The following is a 17,601-nucleotide window of genomic DNA, read 5'->3' as shown; positions in this document are numbered from 1 at the left end:
CCTGCCCCGCTCAATTGGCCGATGTCAGCCGGTTGATAGCCGCCTCAATAGACACGGTCTCGCGTGCGCCAGACTTGCGGTCCTTGATCTCGACCTCGCCGCTCGCCACCGAGCGCGGGCCGACGATGACCTGCGACGGCACGCCGATGAGATCGGCGGTGGCGAATTTCGCACCGGCGCGATCGTCCGTGTCGTCATAGAGCACGTCGACGCCGGCTTTCGACAGCGCAGCATAAATCTGCTCGCTGGCGCCATCACAGGCCTGGTCGCCGACCTTCATATTGATGACGGAGACCTCGAACGGCGCCACGGATTTCGGCCAGATGATTCCATTCTCATCATGTGAGGCTTCAATGATGGCTGGAACAAGGCGTGTCGGCCCAATGCCATAGGAGCCCATATGGACCGTATGCTGCTTGCCATCCGGACCCTGGACGTTGGCGCCCATGGGTTCGGAATATTTGGTGCCGAAATAGAAGATGTGGCCGACCTCGATGCCGCGCGCCGACAGACGGTCGGATTCGGGAATCGCGTTGAAGGCAGCCTCGTCATGCATTTCGGACGTCGCGGCATAGACCGAGGTCCACTTGTCAAAGATCGCCTGCAGTCCGGCGACATCGTCGAAATCGGTGTCGACAGGCGGAATGTCGAAATTGACGAAATCCTTGTGCGAGAACACTTCGGATTCGCCGGTATCGGCAAGAATGATGAATTCATGGCTGAGATCGCCGCCGATCGGACCAGTGTCTGCGCGCATCGGGATGGCGCGCAGACCGAGCCGGTCGAAGGTGCGAAGGTAGGCCGTGAACATCTTGCGGTAGGAATGTTCGGCGCCTTCGCGGTTCAGGTCGAAGGAATAGGCATCCTTCATCAGGAATTCGCGCGAGCGCATGGTGCCGAAGCGCGGCCGCACCTCGTCACGGAATTTTAGCTGGATATGATAGAGATTGAGCGGCAGGTCCTTGTAGGACTTGACATAGGCGCGGAAAATCTCGGTGATCATTTCCTCATTGGTGGGACCATAGAGCATTTCGCGCTCCTGGCGGTCCTTGATGCGCAGCATTTCCTTGCCATAGTCATCGTAGCGGCCGCTTTCGCGCCAGAGATCGGCCGACTGCAGCGTCGGCATCAGCAGTTCGATGGCGCCGGCGCGGTTCTGCTCTTCGCGGATGATCGCGTTGACCTTGTCCAGCACCCGCTTGCCCAATGGCAGCCAGGCATAGATGCCCTGGCTTTCCTGGCGGACCATGCCGGCGCGCAGCATCAGCCGGTGCGAGACGATCTCCGCTTCCTTGGGGTTTTCCTTGAGAATGGGCAGAAAATAACGGCTGAGACGCATGATGTTTATCCGGAACGCTGGCGATGATCAGAATCGCGAAAAATACCCGATCTTTGACAGGCGTTCTTAACGGCTTCCCGTCCGGAAGAAAACCCGGCCTGCCGCCAAATCTCGCATTTGCTTATGAAAAGTGGAAGCCCAAGAAGGTCAGTCCACGAGATGCAAAGGCTGCTATATGTTCATATGTGAACGCCCAATGCACCGGGAAATAACGAGGTGAATTTGATTGAATTTGTCAATTATTTGACAGTTTTGCGACGGATGCAGCTGCCGCAACCTTGTTTTCTTTGTCAACGAAATTTTTTTTCGATCGTGTCTCATTTTTGCAAAAAAGCGGATGACAACGATTATTCTTTAAGCTACGGTCCGGTCATAAAACAGGCAGGGAGATCAAATCCTTGTCAGCATTCGCGGTCAAGTCTTGGGAGGATGGGATCTTTGGCGCGCTAACCCGCTGCCCCCGAATAGGGAATGAGATCACGCGAAATCACTAAAAAACAAGGCTTTATGCCTTGTTTTTTTTTGCCTTGCGAATGGCTTACGAAGCTTGCCTTGAACGCGGATTCTCGAAAGCGTCGTCGACTTGTCCGCTGGCGACAGCACTGTCGCGGCGCTTGATAAGCGYCAAATTGCGTAAGCAATTGGTAACAAAACACAAGAAAACCCGGTGTGCCGGAAAGCGAGTCCGGACTGGATACGAGGCGCCGACTGTCTCCCATGGCAGATGCCATAAAGGCAGGATCGGCAGGTCGAGATCGCGTCGTTTTACAGTCGCGGATGGAACCGGTAAGCGAAGGCTGTCACCGCCATCTATGCCCCGCCAGGAGATCAGCGTCCGCGCGGCGGACGCCGTTTCGCATTACCTGTGATTATTTGAAGTCCGGGATGATGCGCGGGATAGACATGGCGCTGACGCCCTTGACCTCGGTCAGCCAGTAAAAGACGCCGTAGACAACCGCGGCGACGATGGTGTTCATCAGGAACATCCGCCAGAAGCGAAAGTTCGCCGGCGCACTTTCCACCGTACCCTTGACCACGGATTTGTTCTCGCCCTGCGTCCGCAGCCCCACCGGCAGGACCATGAACAAGGTGATCCACCAGCAGATGAAATATTCCGCGACGATCGATAGCCAAGGCATGTGAGGTTTCCCCGTTTCCGGCGATTATATCCGGGTGACGAAGACCGTCACAACCGGCTTCTTGCCCCAGGTCTGATTTGCCGCAGCCCTCACCGCACGCCGCGCCGCCTCCTTGACCATGTCGAGGTCCTTGCGCTTGGTGCGCGGAATGCTTTCGACAGCGCCCATCACCGCGTCGAACAGCAGGTCCTCCATGTCCTCGCCCTCTTCGTCGAAGGCAGGCAGGCCGAAGGCGACGACATCCGGTTCCGTGACGAAATCGTAACGGCCGTCGAGGATGACATTAACGGAGACATGGCCGACATAGGCGAGCTTGCGGCGATCACCGATACCCATTTCGTCGAAATCGCCGATCAGGTTGCCGTCCTTGAAGATGCGGCCATGCGGCGCCTCGTCGATGATCTCGGCCGGCCCCGGCGCCAGACGCAACATCATTCCGTTGCGCACTTCGGCCACCTGGGGGATGCCGGCTTCACGGCCAAGTTCGGCATGGGCATGCAGATGCGCCGCTTCGCCATGCACCGGAACAAGGATCTTCGGCTTGGTCCATTCGTACATGCGCTTCAATTCGTTGCGGCGCGGATGGCCCGAGACATGCACCAGCGCATCGGTGTCGGAGATGACGATCATGCCCTGGTCGATCAGCGCATTCTTGATGTCGAGGATCGCCTTCTCATTGCCGGGAATCGTGCGCGAGGAGAAGACGAAGGTGTCGCCCTTGGAAAAACCGATATTGCGCATCTCGTCGCGCGATATCTTGGCAAGCGCCGCACGCGCCTCGCCCTGGCTGCCGGTGAGGATCACCACCGCGTGCTCGCGCGGCAGATAGCCGAATTCGTCCTCGGCGATGAACGGCTTCATGCCTTCGAGCATGCCGAGATCCCGCGCGACATCGGTCGAGCGGCGCATGGACGAGCCAAGCAGCATCACCTCACGGCCGGCCTGCTGAGCGGCAAGCGCCACCGATTTGATGCGGCCGACATTGGAGGAGAACGTGGTAATCGCCACCCTGCCCTCGGCACGCTTGATCACTTCCGCCAGGCTGTTGGAGACGTCCATCTCGGACGGAGAATCGCCCTCGCGCTGGGCATTGGTGGAATCGCAGATCAGCGCCAGCACGCCCTCATTGCCGATCTCGCGCAGCCGCGCTTCGTCGGTGGGCTTGCCGAGCGACGGCTGCGGATCGATCTTCCAGTCGCCGGTGTGCAGCACATTGCCGAGCGGGGTGCGGATCACGAGACCCATCGCTTCGGGGATCGAATGGGCGACATTAATTGGCTCGACGCTGAAGGGGCCGACGTCGACGCGCATGCCGGGGACAAGCGTCTTCACCGGGATTTCGTCGCGGGTGCTGTCGTAATCGCCCTTCGCTTCCAGAAGGCCCTGGGTGAAGGGCGAAGCGTAAAGCGGTACGCCGAGCCGCGGCCAGAGATCGCGGACGGCGCCATAATGGTCTTCATGCGCATGCGTGATGAACATCGCTTTGAGGTTGGGCTTTTCCTTTTCAACGAAGCTGATATCGGGCAGGATCAGTTCGACGCCCGGCAGGTCCGGCCCCGCGAAAGACACGCCGCAATCGACCATGATCCACTGCCGGTGCTGTTTCGGGCCAAAACCGTAGAGGGCGAGGTTCATGCCGATCTCGCCGACACCTCCCAAAGGCAGGAACACCAATTCGTCATTTGCGGCCATCGATCATACTTTCACGAAAAGAAGACATCGCCCGAAGCGATCCGTATCACCTCGCCGGTCGGAAGTTGCAATTGCAGCAGGCCATCATCGTCTATAGCCGAAAAAATCCCGGATATCGACCGATCCGGCAAATTCACGGTGATTGGTGCGCCGATGCCCTTCACGTGCCGTTTCCATTCTGCGACAACGGCCGGCACACCTTGTCCATGATCCCAGAGGGCAAGCACGCCGGCCAGTTCCTGCATCAGATGCGCGAACAAGCTTTCCGGCGAGGCCGTGGCGCCCGCTTCGTGAAGAGTGACGGAAGGATAGAGCGGATTGTCCGGTCGGTGGGCGATGTTAATGCCGCAGCCGATCACCACGGCATGCCGGCCATCCGGCAGGTTTTCCGCCTCGACCAGGATGCCGGACACCTTCTTGCCATCAACCAGGATATCATTCGGCCATTTGATGGCGATGCGGTCGTCGGCAAACGGCATTTCGTCGGAAATGGCGCGATAGAGCGCGAGCGCCACAGCGATCGGCAGGGATCCCAGGGCAGATGCCGGCGCGGGATTGATCAGCAGCAGGGATGCATAGAGATTGCCCGGCTCCGACACCCAGACCCTGCCTCGACGGCCGCGACCGCCAAGTTGGCGGCGGGCGGTGATCCAGAGATGGCCGGAATCTCCGGCGCGAGCGCGCTCCATGCAAACAGTGTTGGTCGATCCAACGTCATCGAGCGCCTCATGCCTGAAGCGCTCGATCAATCTGCTGTTCTGTTCGGTAACTGTCAAAACAGGGCGGCCGCCGCCGCTTCTGCCGCATTGCCGATCGGACCGCCGAAGACGACATAGCCGAGGACGAACACACCGGCGATACTATAGACCAGCTTGAGGCTACCTGGAACGCGGGCGATCTCGCGGACAGGCGCATCGAACCACATCAGCTTGACGATGCGCAGATAATAGTAAGCGCCGACGACCGAAGCGAGTACGCCGATGACCGACAGCCAGTAGAGGCCGGCCTTGATCGCGGCGACGAAGACGAAATACTTGGCGAAGAAGCCGGCCAGCGGCGGAATGCCTGCGAGCGAGAACATCATGATCGTCAGCACCGCAGCCATCAGCGGATCTGTGGTCGACAGGCCGGCGAAGTCGTCGATGCGCTCCAGCGCTTCGCCATCCTTGTTGCGCATCGACATGATGACGGCAAAAGTGCCGAGCGTCATGGCAACGTAGATGGTCATGTAGAGCATCACGCCGGAAACGCCCGGCTGGTTGCCGGCCGCGAGACCGACCAAGGCGTAGCCCATGTGACCGATCGAGGAATAGGCCATCAGGCGCTTGAAGTTGGTCTGGCCGATGGCGGCGAAGGAACCGATGACCATCGACAGCATCGAGACGAAAATAACGATCTGCTGCCAATCATGGGTGATCGGCTGAAAGGCCTCAATCACCACGCGGACGAAAACCGCCATGGCGGCAATCTTCGGCGCGCCGGCAAAGAAGGCGGTCACGGGGGTCGGTGCGCCTTCGTAGACGTCCGGCGTCCACATGTGGAAGGGAGCGGCCGAGATTTTGAAGGCGACGCCGGCGAGGACGAAAACCAGACCGAAGACCAGGCCCAGCGAGCGGGTCTCGGAACCGAGGATCTTGGCGATGTCGGCGAAATTCGTGTGGCCGGTGAAGCCGTAGACCAGCGACATGCCGTAAAGCATCATGCCCGAGGACAGCGCACCGAGGACGAAATATTTCAGGCCGGCTTCGGTCGAACGGGCGGATTCACGGTTCATCGCGGCGACGACATAGAGCGCCAGCGACTGCAATTCCAGCGACATGTAGAACGAGATCAGGTCATGCGCCGAGATCATCAGCATCATGCCGAGAGTCGCAAGCGTGACCAGGACCGGGAATTCGAACTTGTCGATCTTCTCCACGCCCTGCAGGCTGGTGGACATGAGAAGTGCCGATGCCGAGCCGATCAGCGCCAGGATCTTCATGAAGCGCGCGAAATGGTCCGAGACGAAGGCGCCGCTATAGGCAGAACCGTCGGCCGGGTAGAAGATGATCCAGAGTGCGGCGACAACCATCAACGCGATCGACAACCAGGTCACCGGCTTGGCCGACTTTTCGCCGCCATAGACGCCGATCATCAGCAGCGCCAAGGCGCCGATCGCCAGGATCAGCTCTGGGGTCGAGACGCTCAGACTTAAGAGAATGGGTTCAGAAGTCATTTTCAAGTGTCCCGTGATCACTGCGCCGCGGATGCGACATCATGCGCGGCCTGCACGGCCGCGGTATAGCTATTGACGAGGTGGTCGACCGAAGCGGCGGTGGCATCGAAGACCGGTGCCGGATAGACGCCGAAAAAAATGGTCAGCGCGACCATCGGATAGAGGATCAGCTGTTCGCGCGGTGAGAGGTCGAGAAGCTTCTTGAGGTTCTCTTTCTCCAACGCACCAAAAATCACCCGGCGATAGAGCCAGAGCGCATAGGCGGCCGAGAGGATCACGCCCGTCGTGGCAAACAGGGCCACCCAGGTGTTGAAGCGGAAAGCGCCGAGCAGCGTCAGGAACTCGCCGATGAAGCCGGACGTGCCGGGAAGGCCGACATTGGCCATGGTGAAGACCATGAAGGCCACCGCATATTTCGGCATGTTGTTGACCAGACCGCCATAGGCGTTGATTTCGCGGGTATGCGTCCGGTCATAGACGACGCCGACGCAGAGGAAGAGCGCGCCGGAGACGATGCCGTGCGACAGCATCTGGAACAGCGCCCCTTGGATGCCCTGCGTATTGGCAACGAAGATGCCCATGGTCACGTAGCCCATATGGGCCACCGACGAATAGGCGATCAGCTTCTTGATATCCTCCTGCATCAACGCCACCAGCGAGGTGTAGATGATGGCGATGACCGAGAGCGAGAAGATCAGCGGCGCGAAATATTCGGACGCCAACGGGAACATTGGCAGCGAGAAGCGCAGGAAACCGTATCCGCCGAGCTTCAAGAGGATGCCGGCTAGGATGACCGAGCCCGCCGTCGGCGCCTGCACGTGTGCGTCCGGCAGCCAGGTATGCACCGGCCACATCGGCATCTTCACCGCAAACGAGGCGAAGAAGGCCAGCCAGAGATAGGTCTGCATATGCGCCGGGAACTTGTGGGTCAGCATCTGAGTGATGTCGGTCGTGCCCGCATCCCAGTACATCGCCATGATTGCCAAGAGCATCAGCACCGAGCCGAGCAGCGTATAGAGGAAGAACTTGTAGGAGGCGTAGACGCGCTCCTTGCCGCCCCAGACACCGATAATGATGTACATCGGGATCAGCACGCCTTCGAAGAAGACGTAGAAGAGTACGATGTCGAGCGCCACGAAGGTGCCGATCATCAGTGTTTCCAGGAACAGGAAGGCGATCATATATTCGCGGATGCGCTTCTCGACCGAGATCCAGCTCGCCAGCACGCAGAAAGGCATGAGGAAGGTCGTGAGGATCACGAACAGCATGGAGATGCCGTCAACGCCGACATGGTAGGAAATGCCGGTGTTCAGCCAATTCTGCTTCTCGACGAACTGGAAGCTGGCCGTCGAATTGTCAAAGCCCCACCAGATGAACAGCGACAGCACGAAGGTAACGACAGTCGTGGCAAGCGAGATATAGAGCACGTTCTGCCGGCCGTCCTCGCTATCGCCCTTCATCAGCAGAAGCAGGGCGGCGCCGACCAGCGGTATGAATGTGACCAGCGAAAGAATGGGCCAACCGGACATCAGAACGAACTCCCGAGCATCATCCAGGTTACGAGTGCGGCAATGCCGATCAGCATCACGAAGGCATAGTGGTAGAGATAGCCGGTCTGCAGGCGGACGACCTGATTGGTCGCATCGATGACGCGGGCAGCGACACCGTTCGGACCGAGGCCATCGATGACCGTGCCATCACCCTCTTTCCACAGGAAGCGGCCGAGCCACTTGGCAGAGCGGACGAAGAGCACGTCATAGAGCTCGTCGAAATACCATTTGTTGAGCAGGAACCGGTAGAGGAATCGCTGCTGGTTGGCGAAGTAGCCCGRCATCCACGGCGAGCGGATGTAGAACAGCCAGGCGACCGCCAGACCGACGACCATGGCGATGAACGAGGCCCACTTGACGAGCAGCGGCACATGCTCATGCGCTTCGAGAATGTCGTTATGCGGCAGCGTGAACAGCGCCCCCTTCCAAAACTCCTTATAGGCTTCGCCGAAGAAGTAATTGTGGAAGATGACACCAGCGACAAGCGCGCCGGCTGCGAGGACATAGAGCGGCACCAGCATGACATTCGGCGATTCATGTACGTGATGCATGACATCGTGGGAAGCGCGCGGCTTGCCGAAGAAGGTCATGAAGATCAGGCGCCATGAATAGAAGCTCGTGAACACCGCGGCGAGCACCAGCAGGGTGAAGGAGAAGCCGGAGAGCGGGCTCGTCGAGGCATAGGCCGTCTCGATGATGCCGTCCTTGGAGAAGAAGCCGGCGGTGCCGATCAAGGTGCCGGGAATGCCGACACCGGTGATGGCGATCGTGCCGATAACCATCAGCCAGAACGTCCTCGGGATATAGGTACGGAGGCCACCCATGTTACGCATGTCCTGCTCGTCGGAGACGGCATGGATCACCGAACCGGCACAGAGGAACAGCAGCGCCTTGAAGAAGGCGTGCGTGAACAGGTGGAAAATGCCTGCGCCATAGGCGCCCATGCCGAGCGCCACGAACATGTAGCCAAGCTGCGAACAGGTCGAATAAGCGATGACGCGCTTGATGTCGTTCTGCACAAGGCCAACCGAGGCAGCGAAGAAGGCGGTAATCGTGCCGACCAGCGTCACGAAGACAAGCGCAGTATGCGACAACTCGAACAGCGGCGACATGCGAGCGACGAGGAAGACGCCGGCGGTAACCATAGTCGCGGCATGGATGAGGGCCGAGACCGGGGTCGGGCCTTCCATTGCGTCCGGCAGCCAGGTGTGCAGCAGGAATTGCGCCGACTTGCCCATAGCGCCCATGAACAGCAGCAGGCAGGTGCCGGTGATCGCGGCCTGCTTGTCGAGTTGCATGCCGAAGAGGTTGATCACCGCATCGGTGGCACCCTTGGCGCCGGGTGCCGGGATGTAAGTCGGGGCAGCAGCGAAGATGGATTCGAAATTGATCGAGCCAAACAGGACGAAGACGCCAAAGATACCGAGCGCGAAGCCGAAGTCACCGACGCGGTTGACGATGAAGGCCTTCATCGCCGCAGCACTCGCCGACGGCTTCTTATACCAAAAGCCGATCAGCAGGTAGGAAGCGAGACCCACGCCTTCCCAGCCGAAGAACATCTGCAGCAGGTTATCGGCAGTGATCAGCATCAGCATGGCGAAGGTGAAGAGAGACAGATAGGCGAAGAAGCGCGGCCGATCCGGGTCGTGATGCATGTAGCCGATCGAATAGACATGCACCAGACTCGACACTGTGTTGACGACGACGAACATCACGGCAGTCAGCGTATCGATGCGGAAGGCCCATTCGACGTCGACGCCGCCGGACTGCACCCAGCGCATGACAGGAACAGTGAACTGTTCCGTGTTGCCGACGGCGACCATGAAGAAAACGATCCAGGAGAGAACGGCGGCAATCAGCAGCAAGCCGGTCGTCACATATTCCGACGCCTTGGCGCCGATCTGGTTGCCGCCGAGGCCAGCGATGATCGCGCCCAGAAGCGGCAGGAAGACGATGAGTTTGTAGATGATCATAGCCTTCTCAGCCCTTCATCATGTTGACGTCTTCGACCGCGATCGTGCCCCGGTTGCGATAGAAGACGACGAGTATTGCAAGACCGATCGCCGCTTCGGCGGCAGCGACGGTCAGGATAAACAGCGCGAAAACCTGGCCCGTAATGTCGTGCAGGAAGGACGAGAAGGCCACCATGTTGAGGTTGACCGCGAGCAGGATCAGTTCCACCGACATCAGGATGACAATGACGTTCTTGCGGTTCAGGAAGATGCCGAACAGGCCGAGCATGAACAAGATGGCGCTGACGGTGAGGTAATGGCCGATGGTGATTTCCATGATCTCTCTCCGCCTCAGATGCCCTGGCCGGGTTTCGGATTGACGACGGCGATAGCCGTCTTGGGATTGCGCGCCACCTGGCTCCCGATGTTCTGCCGCTTGATATCGGTGCGGTGCTTCAAGGTCAGCACGATCGCGCCGATCATGGCGACGAGGAGAACGAGGCCGGCAATCTGGAAAAAGTAGACGTAGTGGGTATAGAGCACGTCGCCGAGCGCTGCCGTGTTGGTGCGCTTGGCCACGTCCGGGATCGGCATCGAAATGCTCTTCGCCACGTTCGGGGTGAACACCGTGCCGCCGATGATGATGACCAGTTCTGCCGCAAGGATGAGGCCGATCAGCACGCCGACCGGCGTATATTCAAGCGCCGTCGAGCGCAGCTTGGTGAAGTCGATGTCGAGCATCATCACGACGAACAGGAAGAGCACCGCCACCGCGCCGACATAGACGACCAGCAGGATCATCGCCAGGAATTCGGCGCCGGTGAGCAGGAAGAGGCCTGCCGCATTGACGAAGGTCAGGATCAGGAACAGGACCGAATGAACCGGGTTCCTGGCCCAGATGACCATGAATGCCGACGCCACCGCGACGAAGGCGAACAGATAGAAAAACAGAGCCTGCAGACCCATATTTTGGCGCCTTTTTCTTCCCCGGGATCTGAGGCCACGTGGCCCCTCCCCGTTTCCCCCGGCTAAGCCACCGGGCCCCTTGAATGAACTCCGGCCGGGCCGGAGGAATTGATATGCCGATCAGCGATAGGGCGCGTCGAGCGCCAGATTGCGCTCGATTTCACGCTCCCACCGGTCGCCGTTGTCGAGCAGCCTCTGCTTGTCGAAATAAAGCTCTTCGCGGGTTTCGGTGGCGAATTCGAAATTCGGACCCTCGACGATGGCGTCAACGGGGCAGGCTTCCTGGCAAAAGCCGCAATAGATGCACTTCACCATGTCGATGTCGTAGCGCACTGTGCGGCGGGTGCCGTCATTGCGACGCGGGCCGGCTTCGATGGTGATGGCCTGGGCAGGACAGATCGCCTCGCAGAGCTTGCAGGCAATGCAGCGTTCCTCGCCGTTCGGATAACGGCGCAGCGCATGCTCGCCGCGAAAGCGGGGCGAGACCGGACCCTTTTCGTAAGGATAGTTCACGGTCGCCTTCTGCTTGAAGAAATACCGCATGGTAAGGACGAACGCGCCGAAGAACTCCCGAAGGAACAGCGAACGGATGGACTGTGCAATGGCTGACATCGCAATCATTCCTTCATTGTATTGATTGGAGCCGCCATATCACGCCCATCCCGTCAGTTTCAGGACAAAGGCGGTGATGACGACCATGGCGAGCGACAGCGGCAGGAAAACCTTCCAGCCCAGCCGCATCAGCTGGTCATAGCGATAGCGCGGCACGAAGGCCTTGACCATGGCGAACATGAAGAAGCACAGGCAGACCTTGATCAGGAACCAGATGATGCCCGGCACCCAGTTGAGGATGAAGATATCGACCGGCGGCAGCCAGCCTCCGAGGAAAAGGATGGTGGTCAGCGAGCACATCAGCACGATGGCCGCATATTCGCCGAGCATGAACATCATGTACGGGGTCGAGCCATATTCGACCATGAAGCCAGCGACCAGTTCCGATTCAGCTTCCGGCAGGTCGAACGGCGGCCGGTTCGTTTYGGCCAGCGCCGAGATGAAGAAAACGATGAACATCGGAAACAGCGACAGCCAATGCCAGTCGAGGAAGGAGTTCGGCAGGCCAAGCTTGGTGCCGAGGCCGACCTTCTGCGACAGCACGATGTCGGTGAGGTTCAAGGAACCGACGCAGAGCAGCACGGTAACGATGACGAAGCCGATAGAGACTTCATAGGACACCATCTGCGCCGCCGAGCGCAGCGCGCCGAGGAACGGATATTTCGAGTTCGACGCCCAGCCGCCCATGATGACGCCATAGACTTCGAGCGAGGAGATGGCGAAGACGTAGAGGATGCCGACATTGATATTGGCGATCACCCAGTTCTGGTTGACCGGGATGACGGCGTAGGTGGCAAGCGCCAGCGTCACGGCGACGAGCGGGGCGAGCAGGAAGACGGCCTTGTTGGCACCGGCCGGGATGATCGGTTCCTTCAGGATAAATTTGCCCAGGTCGGCGAAGGACTGGAAAAGTCCGAACGGACCCACCACATTCGGACCACGGCGCAATTGCACTGCCGCCCAGACCTTGCGGTCGGCAAGCAGAATGAAGGCGATGAAGACCAGGAGCAGAACCAGCATCAGAAGCGACTGGCCGACCATGATCAATGCCGGCAAGACATAGGCGGTGAAAAAATCGTCCATGATTCCCTGTCCCCTCGCGCCTATTCCACCGCAACCTTAAGGTTGCTTTGGGCCAATGCGGAGCATTCGGCCATGACCGCCGAGGCGCGTGCTATCGGGTTCGTCAAATAGAAGTCTTTGATCGGAGAAGCAAACCCCGATTTGTCCATTTTCCTGAGTTTTTTCGCAACTGCGGCAATTTCGTCGACGCTGCCCAGCTTGATCTCGTCCTCTTCGGCGAAATGCGGGAAGGCTGCATAGAGTTTTGCACGCAATTGATGAAGCGAATCAAAGGGTAAGCGCTTGCCGAGCACGTCCGAGAGGGCGCGGATGATCGCCCAGTCCTCGCGCGCGTCGCCCGGTGCGAAATTGGCGCGATTGCCCATCTGCACCCGGCCTTCGGTGTTCACCCAGATGCCCGACTTTTCGGTATAGGTGGCACCCGGCAGGATCACGTCGGCATTCGAGGCGCCATTGTCGCCATGCGAGCCGATATAGACCAGAAGATTGGTGCTCTTCCTGGAGAAATCGAGTTCGTCGGCACCGAGCAGGAAGACCACGTCCATGGTCGCGAGCTGGGTCGCGGCATCGACGCCGTTCTCGCCCGGCACGAAGCCGAGATCGAGGCCACCGACGCGGGAAGCGGCGGTGTGCAACACAGCAAGGCCATTCCATTCAGGCGTCAGCACACCCACCGATTCGGCGAGGCCGGCGACGGTTGCGAGAATGCCGCGGCCATCGGCGCGAGAAAGCGCCCCCTGGCCGATGATGATCATCGGCTTCTTGGCGTTCTTCAGCTTGTCGAGGAAGCTGCCATTGCCGGCGGCGAGATCATCGAGCGTGTCGGTGCCTGCGCCGAGATAGTCATACTTGTAGCGCAGATCCGCTTGTTGGCCGATGAGGCCGACTGGGAAACCGCCGCGGCGCCAGCGCTTGCGGATGCGAGCGTTGAGCACAGAGGCTTCGATGCGCGGATTGGCGCCGACGATCAGCAGCGCGTCCGCCTCGTCGATGCCGGCGATGGTCGGGTTGAAGATATAGCTGGCACGGCCGTTCGACGGATCGAGCTGGGCGCCATCCTGGCGGCAATCGAGATTCTGCGAACCGAACGAGCGCACGAGTTCGGAGAGCGCATACATTTCCTCGACGGAAGCGAGGTCGCCGGCAACGGCGCCGATCTTCTCGCCTGATGTGGCGGAAACGGCAGCCTTGATGGTGGCAAACGCTTCCTGCCAGGTGGCTGGCACCAGTCGGCCGTCCTTGCGGACATAGGGCCGGTCGAGGCGCTGGGTCTTCAGACCATCCCAGATATGGCGGGACTTGTCGGAGATCCATTCCTCGTTGATGTCTTCGTTGACGCGCGGCAGGATGCGCATGACTTCACGGCCGCGGGTGTCGACGCGGATCGCCGAACCAAGCGCGTCCATGACGTCGATCGATTCCGTCTTGTTGAGCTCCCACGGACGTGCCGTGAAGGCAAAGGGCTTGGAGGTCAGCGCGCCGACAGGGCAGAGGTCAACGACATTGCCCTGCAGTTCCGAGGTCATGGCGCTTTCGAGATAGGTGGTGATCTCAGCATCCTCGCCGCGGCCGATCAGGCCGAGTTCGCTGATCCCAGCCACTTCCGTGGTGAAGCGGACGCAGCGCGTGCAGTGGATGCAGCGGTTCATCACCGTCTTGACCAGCGGTCCGATATACTTGTCTTCGACGGCGCGCTTGTTTTCCTGGTAGCGCGAGGCGTCGACACCAAAGGTCATCGCCTGGTCCTGCAGGTCGCATTCGCCGCCCTGGTCGCAGATCGGGCAATCCAGCGGATGGTTGATCAGCAGGAATTCCATCACGCCTTCGCGGGCCTTCTTGACCATCGGCGTGTTGGTGAAGACTTCCGGCAGTTCGCCATTCGGGCCGCCGCGCACGTCGCGCACGCCCATGGCGCACGATGCCTGCGGCTTCGGCGGGCCACCCTTCACTTCGATCAGACACATGCGGCAATTGCCGGCGACCGACAGCCGTTCATGAAAACAGAAGCGCGGAACTTCGGCGCCAGCCTCCTCGCACGCCTGCAACAGCGTGAAATGATCCGGTACCTCGACTTCTTTTCCGTCAACTTTCAGCTTCGCCATTTCAGCCTTCCAACAGCGCTTTCGCCTGCCTGACCCAGCCGTCCCGGATAATCCGGTTGTCGAGGTCAAGCTCTTTATCGATTCTCATGGCCTCGGCATCATCCCATTTGGCGATATCGGCAAATGAGGTGACACCCATGTCCCTGAGCACTTTTTCCAATCTCGGGCCGATGCCGGAAATCCGCTTGAGGTCGTCCGTCCTGGCGGTCTCGGTTTTCCGGACCACCTTGAGCGGCACGACCTTCGGTTCTTCCGGCTTCTTCGCCCCTTCCGTCTTCACCGGCGCCGCCTCATTGCGCTTGTCCAGCGCATCGGCCATTGCCCCCATGAAGAGACCCGCCATCTGCGTCGCCATATTGACGCCGACGGCAGTCATCATCGTCATCACCGCCGCCTGATCGGCGATGAATTTGGCGGACGCTTGGGCAAAGTTCGGCTCAGCTGCGGTATCCCGCGCTTCCGCCTCGTCCCTGCCCTGTTGCGGCTCGCTCATGTTTCCTACTCGGCAGCCTCCAGAACCGCGCCATGCGACGTGGCATTGCTGGTATACTGATCAATGCGTTTCTCGATCTCGGGACGGAAGCGACGGATCAGGCCCTGGATCGGCCAGGCAGCGGCGTCGCCGAGCGCGCAGATCGTATGGCCTTCAACCTGCTTCGTCACTTCGAACAGCATATCGATTTCGCGCTTCTGCGCGTTGCCGCGCACCATGCGTTCCATGACGCGCATCATCCAGCCGGTGCCTTCGCGGCACGGCGTGCACTGACCGCAGCTTTCATGCTTGAAGAAGGCAGAGATGCGCCAGATCGCCTTGATGACGTCGGTCGACTTGTCCATAACGATGGCGCCGGCCGTGCCGAAGGAGGAACCGACAGCGCGCAAGCCGTCGAAGTCCATCTGGCAATCGATGATATCGGCCGCCGGCACGATCGGGCACGATGCGCCGCCGGGGATGACGGCGAGCAGGTTGTCCCAGCCGCCGCGGATGCCGCCGGCATGCTTGTCGACCAGTTCGCGGAAGGTGACACCCATCGCGTCCTCGACGGTGCAGGGCTTGTTGACATGGCCCGACAGCATGAACAGCTTGGTGCCGACATTGTTCGGCCGGCCGATGGCAGAGAACCAGCCGGCGCCGCGGCGCAGGATGGTCGGCGCCACCGCGATCGATTCAACGTTGTTGACCGTCGTCGGACAGCCGTAGAGGCCCATATTGGCCGGGAATGGCGGCTTCAGACGCGGCTGGCCCTTCTTTCCTTCGAGGCTTTCGAGCAGTGCCGTTTCTTCGCCGCAGATATAGGCCCCGGCACCGTGATGGAGGAACACTTCCATGTCCCAGCCATGGATGTTGTTCTTGCCGAGCAGGTTGGCGTCGTAACATTCGTCGATCGCCGCCTGTAGCGCCTCACGCTCCCGGATATATTCGCCGCGCAGATAGATATAGGCGACATGCGCGCCCATGGCGAAGCTCGCGATCAGGCAGCCTTCGATCAGCGTATGCGGATCGTGGCGCATGATGTCGCGGTCTTTGCAGGTGCCGGGTTCGGATTCGTCGGCGTTGACGACGAGGAAATGCGGACGGCCGTCGCTTTCCTTCGGCATGAAGGACCATTTGAGGCCGGTCGGGAAGCCGGCGCCGCCACGGCCACGCAGGCCCGACGCCTTCATCTCGTTGACGATCCAATCGCGGCCCTTTTCAAGCATCTGCTTGGTGCCGTCCCAATGTCCACGCGACATGGCGCCCTTCAGCGACTTGTCCTTGTGGCCGTAGATATTGGTGAATATGCGGTCCTTATCGTCCAACATCCGTCTCGTCCTTACCGGGGCTTCTTGCCGAAAACCCGAACATATTCTTCTTCGCCGCCGCGCGCCAAGGCGTCGGCTTGCTTGACCCATTCGTCGCGATCGATGCGGCCGCGGAAGTTCAGGTAGCTGTCGACCCAGGCACGCTGCTCGGCATTCCAGGCAGCAACCTGCGCATAAGTGAAGATGCCGAGATCGTGCAGCGTACCTTCGATCTTAGGGCCGACGCCCGAGATCAGCTGCAAGTCATCCGGCGTTGCCGGCTTTTCGATGCCAGTCGGGCGGTTCGGATCGTCCAGCGACGGCTTGGYCGCGGCCTTGCCAGCATCGGCGGCGTTTTCGGCAGCCGTGGATTCCTTGACCGGTGCGCCACCAGGCGTGGCACTCTTGTCGTCGGCCGGCGACTTCACCGCGGGCGCTGTCTCGACAGCAGCCGTCTTCGGCTGGGCCGCATTGGACGGCGGGACCGCGACGGCTTCCGCCGCGGGCTTCGGCGGTTCTTCGCCTGTCAGCGCGGACTGCAGCGGACGGCGCTCGTCCGGAGAGGTGAGCGAGGTCATGCCGCCGAACGGAGCGGAATAGAAACGGTCGATCTGCGTGCCCGGCTTGACGTCACCCGCCTTGCCGGCCTCGAAGCGCTCGATGATATATTCGAGCTGGCGCGGCGTCAGGTCTTCAAAGGTGTCCTTGGCGACCATGATCATCGGGGCGTTGACGCAGGCCCCAAGACACTCGACCTCTTCCCAGGACAGCGTGCCATCGGCATTGAGATGATGCGGCTCGGGATGGATCTTCGACCGGCAAACGGCCATCAGGTCCTCGGAACCACGCAGCATGCACGGCGTCGTGCCGCAGACCTGGATATGAGCGCGCGAGCCGACCGGCGCCAGTTGGAACTGGGTATAGAAGGTCGCGACTTCGAGAACGCGGATATAGGCCATGCTCAGCATGTCCGCGACCGACTCTATCGCCGCCTTGGTCACCCAGCCGTCCTGCTCCTGCGCACGCATGAGCAGCGGGATGACGGCAGACTGCTGCCGGCCTTCCGGATATTTCGCAATCGTCGCCTGCGCCCAGGTCGCATTCTCGCTCGTGAAAGCGAAGCTCGGCGGCTGGACATTCTCTTCGGCTAATCGACGTACGGACATTCT

General features: G+C 60.2%; 15 protein-coding genes. All 15 read right to left on the bottom strand.

The window, feature by feature from the left end; genetic code table 11:
• Window positions 1–10: 10 nt before the first annotated feature.
• Window positions 11–1,339, bottom strand: coding sequence for a proline--tRNA ligase (gene proS / locus AC1D06_RS06120; RefSeq protein ID WP_477878988.1), 1,329 nt, complete (start codon window positions 1,337–1,339; stop codon window positions 11–13).
• Window positions 1,340–2,208: 869 nt separating this feature from the next.
• Window positions 2,209–2,478, bottom strand: a complete 270-nt coding sequence (locus tag AC1D06_RS06115; RefSeq protein WP_477878987.1) for a DUF1467 family protein — start codon at window positions 2,476–2,478, stop codon at window positions 2,209–2,211.
• Window positions 2,479–2,502: 24 nt separating this feature from the next.
• The gene (locus AC1D06_RS06110) at window positions 2,503–4,170 is read right to left on the bottom strand and encodes a ribonuclease J (RefSeq protein ID WP_477878986.1); all 1,668 of its coding nucleotides are present in this window, start codon (window positions 4,168–4,170) and stop codon (window positions 2,503–2,505) included.
• An 11-nt stretch (window positions 4,171–4,181) separates the two neighbouring features.
• A complete protein-coding gene (locus AC1D06_RS06105) occupies window positions 4,182–4,946 on the bottom strand; it encodes a biotin--[acetyl-CoA-carboxylase] ligase (protein WP_477985572.1) in 765 nt (254 codons plus the stop codon).
• The gene (nuoN, locus tag AC1D06_RS06100) at window positions 4,943–6,385 is read right to left on the bottom strand and encodes an NADH-quinone oxidoreductase subunit NuoN (RefSeq protein ID WP_477985571.1); all 1,443 of its coding nucleotides are present in this window, start codon (window positions 6,383–6,385) and stop codon (window positions 4,943–4,945) included. The genes AC1D06_RS06105 and nuoN overlap by 4 nt, the downstream gene beginning before the upstream one ends.
• Before the next feature lie 17 nt (window positions 6,386–6,402).
• Complete coding sequence (locus tag AC1D06_RS06095; protein ID WP_477878983.1) at window positions 6,403–7,914, bottom strand: NADH-quinone oxidoreductase subunit M; 1,512 nt, start codon at window positions 7,912–7,914, stop codon at window positions 6,403–6,405.
• Window positions 7,914–9,908 (bottom strand): NADH-quinone oxidoreductase subunit L, encoded by a 1,995-nt coding sequence (gene nuoL / locus AC1D06_RS06090; RefSeq protein WP_477985570.1) that lies wholly within the window; start codon window positions 9,906–9,908, stop codon window positions 7,914–7,916. The genes AC1D06_RS06095 and nuoL overlap by 1 nt, the downstream gene beginning before the upstream one ends.
• 7 nt (window positions 9,909–9,915) lie before the next feature.
• Window positions 9,916–10,224 (bottom strand): NADH-quinone oxidoreductase subunit NuoK, encoded by a 309-nt coding sequence (gene nuoK, locus AC1D06_RS06085; protein ID WP_477878981.1) that lies wholly within the window; start codon window positions 10,222–10,224, stop codon window positions 9,916–9,918.
• Window positions 10,225–10,238: 14 nt separating this feature from the next.
• Window positions 10,239–10,853, bottom strand: a complete 615-nt coding sequence (locus AC1D06_RS06080; RefSeq protein WP_477878980.1) for an NADH-quinone oxidoreductase subunit J — start codon at window positions 10,851–10,853, stop codon at window positions 10,239–10,241.
• 120 nt (window positions 10,854–10,973) lie between these two features.
• The gene (gene nuoI / locus AC1D06_RS06075) at window positions 10,974–11,465 is read right to left on the bottom strand and encodes an NADH-quinone oxidoreductase subunit NuoI (protein ID WP_477985569.1); all 492 of its coding nucleotides are present in this window, start codon (window positions 11,463–11,465) and stop codon (window positions 10,974–10,976) included.
• A 39-nt stretch (window positions 11,466–11,504) separates the two neighbouring features.
• A complete protein-coding gene (gene nuoH / locus AC1D06_RS06070; RefSeq protein ID WP_477985568.1) occupies window positions 11,505–12,548 on the bottom strand; it encodes an NADH-quinone oxidoreductase subunit NuoH in 1,044 nt (347 codons plus the stop codon).
• Window positions 12,549–12,568: 20 nt separating this feature from the next.
• Window positions 12,569–14,650 (bottom strand): NADH-quinone oxidoreductase subunit NuoG, encoded by a 2,082-nt coding sequence (gene nuoG / locus AC1D06_RS06065; protein WP_477985567.1) that lies wholly within the window; start codon window positions 14,648–14,650, stop codon window positions 12,569–12,571.
• A gap of 1 nt (window position 14,651) precedes the next feature.
• Complete coding sequence (locus tag AC1D06_RS06060; protein ID WP_477878976.1) at window positions 14,652–15,143, bottom strand: hypothetical protein; 492 nt, start codon at window positions 15,141–15,143, stop codon at window positions 14,652–14,654.
• 5 nt (window positions 15,144–15,148) lie between these two features.
• The gene (gene nuoF, locus AC1D06_RS06055; RefSeq protein ID WP_477985566.1) at window positions 15,149–16,453 is read right to left on the bottom strand and encodes an NADH-quinone oxidoreductase subunit NuoF; all 1,305 of its coding nucleotides are present in this window, start codon (window positions 16,451–16,453) and stop codon (window positions 15,149–15,151) included.
• Between the two features lie 11 nt (window positions 16,454–16,464).
• Window positions 16,465–17,598 (bottom strand): NADH-quinone oxidoreductase subunit E, encoded by a 1,134-nt coding sequence (locus AC1D06_RS06050; protein WP_477985565.1) that lies wholly within the window; start codon window positions 17,596–17,598, stop codon window positions 16,465–16,467.
• Between the last annotated feature and the right edge of the window lie 3 nt (window positions 17,599–17,601).

Source organism: Rhizobium sp. P2_G2, assembly GCF_056403555.1.
This window is presented reverse-complemented; position numbering and strand designations above follow the sequence as displayed.

Excerpts from the sequence above, each read along its gene's own strand:
- nuoF (WP_477985566.1), bottom strand. The coding sequence starts at position 16,453 with ATGTTGGACGATAAGGACCGCATATTCACCAATATCTACGGCCACAAG.
- AC1D06_RS06115 (WP_477878987.1), bottom strand. The coding sequence starts at position 2,478 with ATGCCTTGGCTATCGATCGTCGCGGAATATTTCATCTGCTGGTGGATC.
- nuoN (WP_477985571.1), bottom strand. The coding sequence starts at position 6,385 with ATGACTTCTGAACCCATTCTCTTAAGTCTGAGCGTCTCGACCCCAGAG.
- nuoK (WP_477878981.1), bottom strand. The coding sequence starts at position 10,224 with ATGGAAATCACCATCGGCCATTACCTCACCGTCAGCGCCATCTTGTTC.
- AC1D06_RS06110 (WP_477878986.1), bottom strand. The coding sequence starts at position 4,170 with ATGGCCGCAAATGACGAATTGGTGTTCCTGCCTTTGGGAGGTGTCGGC.
- nuoG (WP_477985567.1), bottom strand. The coding sequence starts at position 14,650 with ATGGCGAAGCTGAAAGTTGACGGAAAAGAAGTCGAGGTACCGGATCAT.
- AC1D06_RS06080 (WP_477878980.1), bottom strand. The coding sequence starts at position 10,853 with ATGGGTCTGCAGGCTCTGTTTTTCTATCTGTTCGCCTTCGTCGCGGTG.
- AC1D06_RS06060 (WP_477878976.1), bottom strand. The coding sequence starts at position 15,143 with ATGAGCGAGCCGCAACAGGGCAGGGACGAGGCGGAAGCGCGGGATACC.
- AC1D06_RS06095 (WP_477878983.1), bottom strand. The coding sequence starts at position 7,914 with ATGTCCGGTTGGCCCATTCTTTCGCTGGTCACATTCATACCGCTGGTC.
- proS (WP_477878988.1), bottom strand. The coding sequence starts at position 1,339 with ATGCGTCTCAGCCGTTATTTTCTGCCCATTCTCAAGGAAAACCCCAAG.
- nuoI (WP_477985569.1), bottom strand. The coding sequence starts at position 11,465 with ATGTCAGCCATTGCACAGTCCATCCGTTCGCTGTTCCTTCGGGAGTTC.